At 46.1% G+C, this 13,249-nt stretch carries 14 protein-coding genes and 2 pseudogenes; 6 read left to right on the forward strand and 10 right to left on the reverse strand.

The genetic code is table 11. The annotated features are described in order from the left end of the window. Positions 1–36 precede the first annotated feature (36 nt). The 4 genes from ABD796_RS24155 to ABD796_RS24170 form a co-directional block, all read right to left on the reverse strand. Positions 37–465: a hypothetical protein gene (locus tag ABD796_RS24155; RefSeq protein WP_344912735.1), complete on the reverse strand. Its 429-nt coding sequence runs from the start codon at positions 463–465 to the stop codon at positions 37–39. Between the two features lie 420 nt (positions 466–885). Next, a complete protein-coding gene (locus ABD796_RS24160; protein WP_344912737.1) occupies positions 886–2,088 on the reverse strand; it encodes an MFS transporter in 1,203 nt (400 codons plus the stop codon). Between the two features lie 34 nt (positions 2,089–2,122). Then, entirely contained in the window at positions 2,123–3,121 is a 999-nt protein-coding gene (locus ABD796_RS24165) for an LLM class flavin-dependent oxidoreductase (protein WP_344912739.1), read from the reverse strand. Between the two features lie 101 nt (positions 3,122–3,222). Continuing rightward, on the reverse strand, positions 3,223–3,654 hold the full coding sequence (locus ABD796_RS24170) for an RrF2 family transcriptional regulator (protein ID WP_344912741.1): 432 nt from the start codon (positions 3,652–3,654) through the stop codon (positions 3,223–3,225). Between the two features lie 417 nt (positions 3,655–4,071). Between ABD796_RS24170 and ABD796_RS24175 the strand changes: the two genes are divergently transcribed. From ABD796_RS24175 to ABD796_RS24185, 3 genes and pseudogenes are all read left to right on the forward strand, one after another. Then, positions 4,072–4,347: an MBL fold metallo-hydrolase gene (locus ABD796_RS24175; protein ID WP_344912954.1), complete on the forward strand. Its 276-nt coding sequence runs from the start codon at positions 4,072–4,074 to the stop codon at positions 4,345–4,347. Next, a pseudogene (locus ABD796_RS24180) lies at positions 4,331–4,606 on the forward strand (RNA-guided endonuclease TnpB family protein); the annotation flags it as partial. The gene ABD796_RS24175 and the pseudogene ABD796_RS24180, both read left to right, overlap by 17 nt. A gap of 884 nt (positions 4,607–5,490) precedes the next feature. Next, the gene (locus ABD796_RS24185) at positions 5,491–6,315 is read left to right on the forward strand and encodes a hypothetical protein (RefSeq protein WP_344912744.1); all 825 of its coding nucleotides are present in this window, start codon (positions 5,491–5,493) and stop codon (positions 6,313–6,315) included. 74 nt (positions 6,316–6,389) lie between these two features. Here ABD796_RS24185 and ABD796_RS24190 read toward each other — a convergent pair whose 3' ends face one another. Together ABD796_RS24190 and ABD796_RS24195 are read right to left on the reverse strand one after the other, a co-directional pair. Then, positions 6,390–7,112, reverse strand: a complete 723-nt coding sequence (locus ABD796_RS24190; protein WP_344912746.1) for a hypothetical protein — start codon at positions 7,110–7,112, stop codon at positions 6,390–6,392. Continuing rightward, positions 7,099–7,644 (reverse strand): RNA polymerase sigma factor, encoded by a 546-nt coding sequence (locus ABD796_RS24195; protein ID WP_344912748.1) that lies wholly within the window; start codon positions 7,642–7,644, stop codon positions 7,099–7,101. Before ABD796_RS24195 ends, ABD796_RS24190 begins: the two co-directional genes overlap by 14 nt. A 725-nt stretch (positions 7,645–8,369) precedes the next feature. Here ABD796_RS24195 and ABD796_RS24200 point away from each other — a divergent pair. After that, positions 8,370–8,748 (forward strand): annotated as a pseudogene (locus ABD796_RS24200) (recombinase family protein); the annotation flags it as partial. Between the two features lie 247 nt (positions 8,749–8,995). Here ABD796_RS24200 and ABD796_RS24205 read toward each other — a convergent pair. The 3 genes from ABD796_RS24205 to ABD796_RS24215 form a co-directional block, all read right to left on the reverse strand. Further along, the gene (locus ABD796_RS24205) at positions 8,996–9,265 is read right to left on the reverse strand and encodes a helix-turn-helix domain-containing protein (RefSeq protein ID WP_344912750.1); all 270 of its coding nucleotides are present in this window, start codon (positions 9,263–9,265) and stop codon (positions 8,996–8,998) included. A 12-nt stretch (positions 9,266–9,277) separates the two neighbouring features. Further along, a complete protein-coding gene (locus ABD796_RS24210) occupies positions 9,278–9,538 on the reverse strand; it encodes a YgiT-type zinc finger protein (RefSeq protein ID WP_344912752.1) in 261 nt (86 codons plus the stop codon). A 152-nt stretch (positions 9,539–9,690) separates the two neighbouring features. Further along, positions 9,691–10,086, reverse strand: coding sequence for a DUF4258 domain-containing protein (locus tag ABD796_RS24215; protein WP_344912754.1), 396 nt, complete (start codon positions 10,084–10,086; stop codon positions 9,691–9,693). A 749-nt stretch (positions 10,087–10,835) separates the two neighbouring features. On the opposite strand from ABD796_RS24215, the gene ABD796_RS24220 reads away from it, so the two are divergent. After that, positions 10,836–11,069 (forward strand): MBL fold metallo-hydrolase, encoded by a 234-nt coding sequence (locus tag ABD796_RS24220; RefSeq protein WP_344912756.1) that lies wholly within the window; start codon positions 10,836–10,838, stop codon positions 11,067–11,069. A 278-nt stretch (positions 11,070–11,347) separates the two neighbouring features. On the opposite strand, the gene ABD796_RS24225 is transcribed toward ABD796_RS24220, so the two are convergent. After that, a complete protein-coding gene (locus ABD796_RS24225) occupies positions 11,348–12,145 on the reverse strand; it encodes a phytanoyl-CoA dioxygenase family protein (protein ID WP_344912758.1) in 798 nt (265 codons plus the stop codon). 173 nt (positions 12,146–12,318) lie between these two features. Here ABD796_RS24225 and ABD796_RS24230 point away from each other — a divergent pair, with 173 nt between their 5' ends. Further along, a complete protein-coding gene (locus ABD796_RS24230; RefSeq protein WP_344912760.1) occupies positions 12,319–13,191 on the forward strand; it encodes an AraC family transcriptional regulator in 873 nt (290 codons plus the stop codon). Positions 13,192–13,249: the final 58 nt, after the last annotated feature.

A 13,249-nucleotide genomic window follows, 5' to 3' on the forward strand; every position in this document is an offset into this window, starting at 1 on the left:
ACTGCCGCTTTCGATTTACGGTTATTTGTAATTGAGTTATTGTTTATAAAGTATATCAAATATTTTGGAGTATATTTCCATATTTATGGGTTCTTCCGAAAGCTGAACGAACAGTTTCTTGAGCTCATCTTGATCACGAATACCATTCGGATTTTGGCTACTATTTCTAAAAGCATTTATCATTTCGGATAGATGACTCGAAATGGATGACGCTAGCTTGTTGTCAGAATTATGAGACGAAAGTGCAGATGCTTTTGAAAGATGCTCTACGATCAGCAAATAGACTACTCGATTGTCTTCCGTTTTAGCGTCTAATGCCGAAGCTACCCTCCCGAGTTCACTTGCAAATGCATGATCCACTTTTTGTTGATCCGACACGTTCTTTTCATATTGATACCAATTGGCCGCAATAGAAACAAATAAACACACGATTACTACAAAAAACCAAAAGCGGTTTTTAATCATTTCATATACCCTCGTATGGTCAGTTTAGAGATACATTTCAGGATGATTCCAATTAATCCGTAAAGAGGAGAACCATTCATTTGGACGTTGCCTAATCTGTACCGCAACTCGCAGTGCAAGGAACGTAGTAAAAATAAGGCAGCAATTAATTATAATTACTTATTTTGTAAGTTAAAAGAACCAAATTTACTATATTTAACTAGTTACCATTAACCCCTCAGCCAAGCCATTTTCAATACCACCATGTAAATGAGGAATCAGCGGACAGCATCGGTATATCACAGCTTGGATAAAGCGCTACATTTGCTCAAACGAAAAAGCCGGAACGTTCCGCAGCTGTTACACTGCCAGATAACGTTCCGACCCGATTATCGCTTATTCAGCTAAGGTCCCGCTTTGCCAAACAAACTTTCTCAACCCTCAATCCGCCAAGGCGATCTTTTTCGGCACCCGTCCCCGGGACATCGACAAGTACAGACTGAACAGCAGAATGACTGCCCCGAGCAAATACGGCGCATTAATGTGCACGTCGAACAGCGTACCCGCCACCGCCGGGCCAAAAATATTGCCGAGGCTCATATAGGCGTTGTTCATCCCGGCCACGAAGCCTTGCTCGTCTCCCGCCGATTTGGACAATAGCGTATTGATCGCCGGCCTCATAATCGAGGTCAGCGCGAAGAACAGCACCGTAACGATCAGCACGTAGATGAAGTTGCCGGAAAGCAGCAGCAACACCATCGAAACCGCGGACAGCAGGAACGTCCAGTTGATCAGCGCCCGTTCCCCGAACCGGTTGATCAGCCTGCCGATGAATATGCCCTGGATCAACGTACCGCCTAAAGCCCCGACCGTAATAATAATCGAAATATTCATCGGAGTGTAATGATGCTTCTGGTCGACGAACAGCGGGAAGATCGCCTCGAAATTGGCGAGCCCGAACGTCAGCGAGAAGATCAGGATCAGCCATACAAAATAAGAGGCGCGGAACGATTTGCCGAATTGGCGGAAAATGTTTTCCCGTTTTACCGTCGCCTGACGCGACGTCTGCTGCGCTTCCTTGGACAGCGATTCCGGCACGAACAGCAGAGAGCCGACCGTCGCCAGCACGCCGACCATCGCGGATACGTAGAACGGCGCCCGCAAGCCAAGCTCGGCGAGAAAGCCGCCGATGCCCGGGCCGATGGCGAAGCCGAGCGACATGGAGGCGCCCAGCAAACCAAGCCCTTTGCCCCGCTTCTCTTCGGTCGTAATATCGGCAACATAAGCGAGCATCGCCGGGATCATCGCCGCGGCGCTAATGCCCCCGATGAGCCGGGAAACATACAGCAGGGATATTTGCTCGGCCATGGCGAAGATCAGATTAGAGATCGTAAACAACAGCAATCCGGATACGATCATGATTTTACGGCCGTATTTGTCGGACAGCTCGCCGGCAATCGGCGAAAAAATAAATTGCGTCAGCCCGAAAGCCGCGACGAGATACCCCGCCGTCTTGCCTCCCGCGCCGAATTCCTTAAGAAATTCAGGGAGCACGGGAATAATAAGCCCAATCCCGAGCATGGCGATAAACATGTTGATCATGAGCAAAAACATCTGTTTCTGCCCGCTTGCTTTCCTCTCCATACATCACTCACCTGTCCGAAAATATATGTTCTCTTTACGCCTTGCCGTTAGAGCCGTTCAGTTGGTACAAATCTGCCAAAATTTCGTAAGACCGAAGACGGGCTTTATGCTCATAAATGTGAGCGACCGCCATAATTTCGTTGGCCCGCGTATCCTTGATCAGCTTCTCCAGCTTCTGCTTGACCGTGTCGGGCGAACCGACGATAGCGGAGCCGAGATTTTGCTGCAGCGCGACCTTCTCGCGCTCGGTCCATAGCCCTTCCATGCTTTTCACCGGCGCCGGGAGCGGACCGGGGGTGTTGCGGATGAAGCTCAGGAACAGCTGCTGTCCGCTCGTGGCGAGCCGTTCGGCCTCCTCGTCCGTGTCCGCGGCGATCACGTTGACCGCCACCATAGCGTAAGGCTCCGCCAGAACTTTGGAGGGCTGGAAGTTGCGATGATAGAGCTCCAGTGCGGGCATCAGCGCCAACGGCGAGAAGTGGCCCGCGAAGGAGAACGGCAGCCCCAGCTCGGCGGCCAGCCGCGCGCTGAAGTCGCTCGAGCCCAGCAGCCAGATCGGAATGTCGAGTCCTTCGCCGGGAATCGCTCGTACCGGCATCCGGCCGGAGAAGTACGCCCGCAGCTCGGCCAATTGATCAGGGAAATCGTGGCCGTCGCGCCCGCTCTTGCCCCGGAGCGCGGAAGCCGCCAAATGATCGGTGCCCGGCGCTCTTCCCAAGCCGAGATCGATCCGGCCCGGATACAGCGATTCGAGCGTGCCGAACTGCTCGGCGATCACGAGCGAGGCGTGATTCGGAAGCATAATGCCCCCGGAGCCGACCCGGATGGTCGAGGTGCCCGCAGCGACGTGAGCGATAACGACGGAGGTAGCAGAGCTGGCAATGCTTGGCGAATTATGATGCTCGGCCAGCCAAAAGCGGGTATAGCCCCATCGTTCTGCATGGCGCGCCAGATCAAGCGTATTGCGAAGCGAATCCGCGACCGTGCCGCCTGCGATAATGGGAGAAACATCGAGAACCGAAAATTGGACCATTGTTTTTTTCACCGCCTGTATGATTTTGAACTGTATCAGCTTTAGATACATTAATGCCGTTAAAAACGCGGGCTACCGTCGGCAAGCCGCATCATGAAGCATCATGACGTGTGCTTGCAATCCTGGACCCGCTCCAGAACGTTCTGGATCGTCATCTGTTCCAGACATTTCTGGTATTGCGTCTCCGCTTCCTGAAAAATATCGTCCATCACGCTCGGCATATTGGAAGAGACGAGACACGAATCCTCGGGATCGCCGGAATTCCAATGCGGCTTCAACGTCATGCCGCACAGGAAAGCCCGGTAAATGTCGGCCAGCGTCACCTGCCGCGGATCGCAGTTCAGGATGTAGCCGCCGCCGATGCCTTCCTTCGTTCTCACAAACCCGTGCGCGCGCAAGCAGCTCATAATTTTCCGTACGCGGGTCGGATTGGTGGAGACGCTGCTGGCAATCGATTCGCTGCTTGCCATATGCTCGGGCAAATAAGCCAGAAATACAAGGCTATGGATCGCGACGGTCATATCGCTGTTCATTGGCAGTCTCCACCTTTCCGTAAGAATACTGTAATAATATTGTATACAGTTAACGAAGTCAATCTTTTTTCATGCGAAAAGCCCAACCGGCGCCTCGAGCGAATCTTAACGGACAGCCTACCGGAACATGAACGGCCTTGCTTCTTTCATGTCGTCAACCAACGACCGACGCTTGCCCTTGAATCTTAATGGAGTGAAACAAGCTGCGAAATAGACGTTTGTCAAAAGAAATAGACACAATAGATTCACGAACGATATATTGACATTTAATTATTTTTGTGGTATAATATATTATTTTACAATTTATAATATCTTCCTCCTCTGCTACGATGGTTAAGTATCTTAACCAAAGCCCTAGGAGGGTTCGCTATGACTACTAATCCAACTATCCGGATGCTCACCCTGTCCGCTGAGATGATGGGTCGCACCGAAACGATTCACCCCACGCTCGTCTGCGACGACCGGTATATCGCGCTGATCGATACCGGTTATCCGGGACAGCTTCCGCTCCTCGCCGAAGCGATCGGACAAGCCGGATTCCTGCTGGATCGGCTTACCCATATCGTCATTACGCATCAGGATCTGGACCATATCGGCAATTTGCCCGCGTTGGTCGCCGCCAGTCCCGGCAAAGTGAAAGTTGTGGCCTCGCCGGTCGAGCAGCCCTACATCCAGGGCGAGAACAAGTCGTAAAAACGCTAAGAATCTGCATAGTTGGTCATTCTACCAGTTGCAATCGTTCATCAGTTATAAAGCAGTATTGGCAGGAATTGAAGTACAGGAAGTTAATCCTGCATATACTTCGCAAACGTGTCCTGCTTGTGGTCAGCGGAACAAAGCAAAGGATAGAGCATATCAATGTTCATGTGGATTTAACGCACATAGAGACAGAGTTGGAGCAATAAACATCATGCGTCAACCTGTGGTAGATGGTGACAGTCTGCCAGCCTAGTTAGCTATATGCTCTGAACTAGGATGGGCTATTGAACTAGCCGTTAACTTAGCAGTTGGGCAAAGCGGAAACGGCATGCGTCCGATAACGAGCTAAGAATCCCACCCTTTCAAGGGTGCGGAGGTTCAAACGATCTTGCTCATTACCAAATGTATTTGAAGAGAAATAAGAAGCAGCAAAATTTTTATGAGGGTAGTCGTATTCTGTTCAATAGAGGGTATAAAACTCAAATTCCCATTATTCTTTGGGAAAGAAGCTTTAACCTGGTTTCTTACACGAAAAAAGAATGGACGAAAGACGGCAAGATGGGGATATACGGGATGTGTCCCAAGCTGTGCGGCACATCCGGTAGAAAAGCTATGGACTGGAGTGTAATCGCAAAGCGCTATGGATATCCCGTTGAACCAAGGTCTGGTGAGCGGTACCCTACTGTAAATTGTTTTAGTTGTCCGCCAGCATTCTGCTGGCGGATTTTTTATAGCTCTTCTACTTTCCGGGCAGATTGTGTTGTAGGAATCAGTTGAATGTCCTTTAAATAAGGAACAACCGAATATCAGAATCCCCTTTCATAATTGATCGGTTCGTGTTCGTACAGATGACAGGTTCTGAAGCAGCTAAAAGCAAAAATATCGCCTAATCCAATACGTGATTCGTCTTAACTATTACTTATAATAAAGTCGAATTATGGAAATAACTTGCATGGTATTTTGATAATATAGAACTATTCTAGTATTCCGTAATAAATGTTATTCTGATAGAGGAATTAATTGGTTTTATTATGTATTTGAGGTAAAAAATAAAAAAGGTGGTGAATTTAGAATTTAGTATGGAGTAATCAATATTCTTGATTCACATTAAAATTATAGGAAATGAGGAGAAATGATATGAGAAGTAAGATGTTGGGTTCGATTGTTGCTACTGTTATGTCTTGCTGTTTTGTATTCACCGGAATAACGAATACCGCGAATGCGTCCGCACAGTCTGAAAGAGCTTTAGTAGAGCAGACGGTTAATAACTATTATAAAAGCATAGAGAGTAAGGATAGCCTACTATTTTTAGAATCTATTGCTGATTCCGATCGAGCGGCTTACCAGGCAAAAGCAAAAAGTTTAGAAGGTACGAAAACAAACTATGACATTGTCAACATTAAAAAAATACAAGCTTCAAAGTATGAAGTATATATTGCAGAACTGAGTTCCCCGGACGGCAAGGAACTTCCGGTGATTCCTTATGATGTTGTACTTGTTGATGGTCAATGGAAGTTAGATCGATCAACTGTAGGGATTTTTCCAAAAGAAGAACTTAAAAAGATTACTGACTCAGGTTATGTAGCATTATCTGATTCAGCTTTTTTCAAAACCGTTGTCAGTGAAAACGATAATTTTTACATCCGAAAAGATCCGCAGAAATCTGGTGAGATTTCATTACGTGATTGGAGAACGTATGATTTCGGCACTCAGTCGGTTGATATTTACTCGCCTGGCGTTCTTGGGGTAACATCTATGCCTGGACCTAACACAGGACCAAACAATTCTACTAATTGGGTTATTGCAATATGTAAAGATGCACTTACTGGTCTTGAATCTTCCACAACCTTGGATGGATTTGTCGAGGACTCCTATAATTTTGAAGTTGATGGTTACCACAATATCAATGTCTATAATTTTAATTATCCTGATCAGCCGGGAAAATATAATGTAGTTTGGTAAGAGCTTTCGACAAAAGTCCCTAAACAGTTCTCCACAAGCAAACGCTTCCTGCTTGTGGAGAGCTGTTTCTTTCTTTATTGGATTGCAGGCCAAGCAACTTTCCAAATGCCTTTTTCGTTCTTAATCACCCGAAAATTACTACCATTCATCTTTGATGGATCTGGAGAAACCATTCGAATTGTAACTTGGGTTCCGTTCACTTCTTCCTGTAGTCGATAGCTTTTCTTCCATGTCTCCCATTGCTTCTTCGATCGTTCCTGCATCCCTGGATCTTTTGCTACACCCGAAAAAAATTCTTCGCGGGAGGGGGTCCCGTAACCTTGTATAAATAATGCATACAATGTTTCGTAATCACCCTTTTCTGAGGCATACCCGTAAATTCGAAATATATCTAGGGGCTCCATTCCAATGAGCATCTCATCTGCCTTGTTTTTGGAAAACGCTAAATAGGCATCAAACGTGTATCTTGGCATGAGCCATTTCTTGTCCATAGTGATTAAATTCCCTGCGTCGTTAAACACTTTTTCGTCATCTGCAGGTGAATATGTGGTTGAAACCCTCCCAGTAACTGCAGTCCATAAATTACCTTCAATACCTAATCCTATTACTTTAATTAGAACAAATACTAGGCAGAAGGCAACTGGAATCCAAATGAACTTCATTTTAATACTTCTTCTAGTGCTGGTAATGTTTACTCTCATTTCAATATCGTTTATTATCTGCTGTGTTGCTTTAGAAGCGCTAACTAAAGGTCCATTTTTTAAATCGTTATACCAGTGGGGTTTAATTTCTGGCATACCCATCCTCCTCTTTTATCTTTTTTGTCAGTATTTTCCGTGCACGGTGAATTCGCGACTTAACTGTACCCTTCGAAAGATTCAAGAATTTTGATATTTCTTCAATCGACATTTCATATTGCGCATCTAGCACAATAACTTCTCTGTAATGTCTCGGAAGATCCATAACGGCCGCCCAAACTTCATTTATGAAGTTCATGTCAAAGAACACTTTCTCGGCGGATGCCGCACTTGCGTTTGAGTGCATGACGTCGAATAGGGTTACTTTTCGGAAAAAAGCAGATTTTAGGTAGGAATATGCTGTGTTACGAGTGATAACTAAAAGCCATGTTTTTACGGATCCTTCACCTCTATAAGTGTTGATCGATTTAAAAGCTTTTACAAAAACATCCTGAGCAATATCACTTGATTGATCATAGTCCTTGGTAATTAGAAAAGCATAGTTCCATACATCGTTCCAATATTTTTTCGTAATATCGCTAATTATGGAGTGATCGATCTTAGTGACATGATTCAAATAATCCTCATTCATTTTTTCACCTCTAAATAAATAGACTAAGCAAAACAAAAAAGGTTCCCAAAAAGACGGGTTCGTTTAGAGATGTCTGGCGACCCATCTGACGTAGTCGATTACTTTCACGCGGTGACGTTAATATTGAACTGTAGTTCAGGTATTAGAACGGTATCTGCTGCGCTCGTCGACCGATCGCTTCGTCATGGATGCCGGCACGACGGATCCTGATGCTCAACAAGGAGCCGAAGTACCTGTGACGCGAAGGTGGAGAATTCAGCCGCCGTCGTCGGAGACATCCGCTGGAGACGGCACCAGAGGTTTGAAACAAGTATGCTCCGTGCCTCCATTAAGAGCTGCTGTAGATACGTCTGTGTCGGTTCCAATTGGGTGCGTTTCTGGTTACTACTGTGTCAGGAAGCATACCATACTGCCAAACCACTTTACAGAATGTCCCTTCTGTAAAGTGGTTTCCTGATCAGGCAGGCACTCCACCAAGCTCCTGCGCTGAAGCTTGAATACACTATAAAAGCCTCGCTGATTATATTGTAATCAGCGAGGCTTTAACTAATATCTCTCATGGTTCTAAGACGGTGAGTCGACCGGTCTCGGGTGGTGTCAGCTACGCTGGTACTACCCCAAAATAGATGCTTGTTCGGCATTATAAACAGTAAATTTTATAATAACTTTACTAAAACTCCATATTTAAACAGGATTTTGAAACACTATTGGGGGCTTGCGATAGCATGAAACTGGCGTATGGTCGTGTGTCGGCTAAAGATCAAAATCCAGAACGGCAGCTTATTAAGTTTCGGGAGCTTGGTGTGGAAGAACGATTTATTTTTGTGGATAAACAAAGGCGGGAAAGACTTCAACCGGCCTCGTTACCAGGCAATGCGCATGATGATACGTGAAGGGGATTTGGTTTATCTCGATGCGCTGGATCGATTGGGTCGCGATTACGATGGCATCATTAGTGAATGGAAGCACATTACGCGGGAGTTGAATGCAGATATTGTCTGTCTCGATAACGAAACATTATTTGACTCTAGAAAATTTAAAACGATGGGTGACTTGGGCAAATTGCTCGAGGATCAATTTTTAAGCATGCTGGCTTATGTAGCAGTAATCCACATTTTTAGAAGCAAGTCAATCCTAAGCTCTGTTCCCGCCTACGCTCATACAGAAAAATCGTTGCATTCCGAAATTTGTGCATATAGTAGAGCTAGCTCTAAATCAATGATTCAAAGCTAGCTCTAATCAAATCAATTCACAGAAAAAAATAATACACATTATTCCATAATTAAATCTCCTAATATTAGCTTACAATTGTAAGTCGTAGTTATTCTTCAGTTTCAACTATGTACTCGACCTACTTTGAATTGAGATGTTCCAATAAAAATAAATCTTCAAAGTGTAAGTCTACATAAAGTCCTGTTTCATCCATATATATATCTTTCATTGCTTCTAGGATCAAAAAAGAAAGAGTAAGTGAAGGTATTTTAACGCCATTTTCTATTTTGTTAATAAAAGATGGACTCATATCTAACTTAGTTGCAATTTGTTCTTGTGTGATATTTAATTTCTTTCGATAGTCCCTAATGAAATTTACTACTTTGTACAGCTCCTCCATTTTATCCATAGTTATCTCCAATTAATTCATTTGCAATAGGGCTAATCTTTTCTTAATTTCTTCGTACGTAATGATTCCTTTAAGTAAATCCTCTGGTTCAAGCGTGGCTACAGCTTCATCCAACTCCTCAATAATTAGTGAATCAAAAATGATTTGGCCACAAAGCTCATTTTCACAAACAAGGGCGGGAATGTTTTTAAAAGTAAATTTATGTCCTTTAACGATTCTCCGGGCATTTGCAGACTTCTCCACAAGTGTGGATTTGCAAATGGGACATTTCATATAGTCAACTCCTCCATATACTCAATAATGTGTTTAACTTCAGCAACTGTCCTACTACTATATATGATATTTTGGTATCATCCCTTGAGGCTCCCCATTCCCGTAAGGAACCCCAAGGAATATGTATTACCTTTGATTTCAAAGTCAGAGTTTTATAAGTGCTTTTTGTTGCTTCTCGGTTGCCTTGTCTTGTTATCGTCCCTATACTTATCCGGTGTAACTACATAAGCAGTAACTACAAAGACGGCGTCATCTTCTACATTACAAACCACATGAAATGGTTGAAACTGCCCAGGCTCACAAAGAAAAACGCCTTTACTTTTTTTATGGGGGTACTCCCAATGAAACTCAATGAGCTCAGGGTTTGCCGCCATACAGTCAATTAGCAATTTGGCTGTAATATTGTCTGCAGCCATTTCTTGTTGAGCATGGTAAGAAATCGTTACTGTTCTAGCCCCCTTTGTCTGCTGCCTGTGTTTAAATAAGGAAATTGCTTCGTCTGTCATGGAAGCTTTCATTCGTTCGAGTAGCGGAATTTCGTCTGACATGTTTACTTCACACCTCCCTCCCGACAAGTGCTGTCGTATTCGCAATGAGGTGCTTTCTCGTACTGTCTATGCTGTACATATCATGTAGCACAACCTGCCGTGGAATAAAGTGTATCACGATAAGACCAATAGGTCAAGTTTTAGTGACTTTAAGATAAATATTAGTATGACCATCAAGTGGTTGTCGAAACTACGGCCAAGACGGAAGTCGCTATAGCCTTCAAGGAGAGCGGAATTTAGAACCGTATGTATGCTGTAAAAAGACCGGCACCAATATATAGTCCATGTCAAAGTAGATATGAAACATCCGGGAATTCAGAGATTAAATCATGGATAATCTTTCAGTGTATACGCTATGAAAGGGACTTGAGCTTTAGCTGATTGAATTGAGAAAAGCCATTGAGAACGGATCTGTTTTCACTTTTCGGCGAGTATTTGCCGCTTATGTTAAGTGACGACTCCTCCGGCACAAACAGGAGGCTTCTCGAGTTAGTGGGACTCTTTGTCCTCAGCGAAGGAATTTTTTTAAATGGTTCTTTTGGCGATATACAACAAAACGTGGATGGTTGCCACGCGGTCAAAGACCAAGCCTCAATCCGCGCTCCCGTTCAGGGAGCGACGTGTCAATTCATGCGTTGGCTGGTGTTCCTGTTTCAATCATGCTGGGAGCGACCGGTAGGTAGGGGTTAGACCATCTATCCAATCGTTTCAATCCACGCTCCCGCAGAGGGAGCGAAAAAAAATTCGGGATGACTGATATACACGGGACTGCTGCCAGCGAGAATTCCGCGGATGCCTTGATCGTCCGGGACGGCGAACTGCATGGTCCGATTCCGGCGTTGTGCTGGAATCCCGAGCTGGCCCGCCAATCCATCCGGAACCTGACTCATTTCGAGATCGAGAAGATCATCTGTTACCACGGAGGCCTCTATGAAGGGCCTTGCAACGAACGTTTGACCGAACTGTCCCTCACGGCCGAGTAACCGAAGCTTTACATCAGCTGAAGCCCCGCAAGCATGACGCTCTTAAAATTACCGCTGTTGATGCGATGGCTTGAGATTTCGGGATTGCAGAAGCAAATCCGTTCGCTCATCTGTTTACGCCTGGCGCGCGGAGAAGGATCGCCAGGGAAGCTTATAACGCTTATGAAGCGATGTGCCTGCTCAAGCGTACGAGCCACGTCGCAGCAGAAAAGGCAGAGCAATTGGGGATCGTTTGTCCGTAATTGGCCCTGCCTTTTGTTGAACGCGCTGTTGCGATATTATGCTTTGGCGAGCAGCGGAAACAGCGGCCCGCGAATCGGCTCGCCGACAACCAGACCTTGCTCGTTCGTCATCACATGGCTGGCGCCGTTGTATGTCGTGCCGTCCTTCATATAAATAGTGGCCAGTACCCGGCGCGGCTTATCGGTCTGATTGGCGTGAGCATAGTGGAACGTCAATCCGTCGTGAAACGTGCAGCTGCCCGCTTTGAGCGGCACGACGACAGGCCTTTGATTCTCCAGTTCCGTTCCTTTGACATACTCGAAGATGTCGACGGGATTCACCAGGCTTATATTTTTCAGCTTGCCGGCCGTATGCGATTTCGGTATGAACATCATGCAGCCGTTCCGCTCGTCAACGTCGTCAAGGGTTAGCCATATCGAGAGCGCTCCTGTTTCGTTCATCGGCCATTTGACCGTATCCTGATGCCAAGGAGTAGGCTTGGAATCGCCGGGCATTTTCCAAAGCAAATGATCGTGGAACAAACGGATTCCGCTCGCCTCGGTCAAATGCATCGCGATCGACGCAAGCCGCGGGTGGAGCGAATATTTGGCCATACCGCCGTGGTCCCGCCATACGTTTACTTTTTGGTTCAATACTTTATAGTAAGCGCCCCCGTCCTGATCCGTCCTGACGGAATGCCTCGAATCCGAGGCCATCGCTTCATTGGCGTAATCCCGCAGCTCCTCCAATTCCTCCGCCGTCAGTACGTTGTCGATCTGGACAAAGCCGTTTTCCTTGTAAAACTCCACTTTTTCCTTCGTTACCCACTGCTCCATCATTTCCCCCACTACCATCGCATCCTTTCCTAGGTCAAGTCTGGCTTCCAAATGAAATATACCATGCGGCGAAGCGGGCGGACTTGGCGAATTTGCTGCAAAGCATGGGGTATTTTCTTCAGCATTCCGCGATGCAAGGTGCTACAATAGGAATAAAATTGTTTGAACGGTTCGCTGCCGGAGGGATCGCGATGATCTACTATACGAAAGAGCATTTCCTGGAAAGTCCGGATTTTCCGTTCCATATTGCCCCTTACAAGTTCCGCTCGAACGCAATTGGGCCGCATAAGCATGAATTCATTGAATGCGTATTCGTAGCCGAGGGCGAGCATATTTATCGGGGTGAAACATATCCGATCGCAAAAGGCGATTTTTTTGTCATCGAGCCGCAGGCGGAACACGGTTACCGGGTAACCGGTAGTGTGCCGATGGTGGTATACAATATACTGTTTCTGCCGGAACTGCTCGAAACGGAGCTTCGCCAACTGTCGCAGGTCACTCCGTTTATCCGTTTTTTCTATCTGGAGCCGATGATTCGCGTTTCTTCAGAATTTCAGTATCACTTGAAGCTGACGGTGAACGAAGGGCTGGAGACCACGTTTGTGCTCGACAGGATCGTGGGCGAGTATAGAAAAAAAGAACTGGGTTACCGGTTGTGCGTAAAAGCGATGCTGATGGAGTTGTTCATCTCCTTAAGCCGATGGTACGAGAAACGGGTGTCCGAGCCTCTGTCTGCTGTGCGCGACGAAAAATCGGTGATGGCATGGGTGTGCGAGTTCACGAAGCTTCATTATGCGCAGCCGATTATGATGGAGCAAATCTATCAGATGTGCGGCATGAGCGCGGCGGCTTTTACCGCCAAGTTCAAGCAATATGCCGGGAAAACGTTCTTGGAATACCGCAACGAGGTGCGAATCGGCATGGCGTGCGAGCTGCTTCGCAATTCCGGCGATAAAATTATCCATATCGCGCAGGAGGTCGGCTTTAACGATTTGAGCCATTTTAATAAAGCGTTCAAGCAAATACCGGTAAGACACCGGGGCAGTTCCGCTCGACGGCCCTGACCTCCCGAAACAGCTCTTCTCATCCCAACGATTAATGGCCTTAATCGTATTAGAACTG

The organism is Paenibacillus hodogayensis, from assembly GCF_039536325.1.
Classification (GTDB): Bacteria; Bacillota; Bacilli; order Paenibacillales; family NBRC-103111; genus Paenibacillus_AB; species Paenibacillus_AB hodogayensis.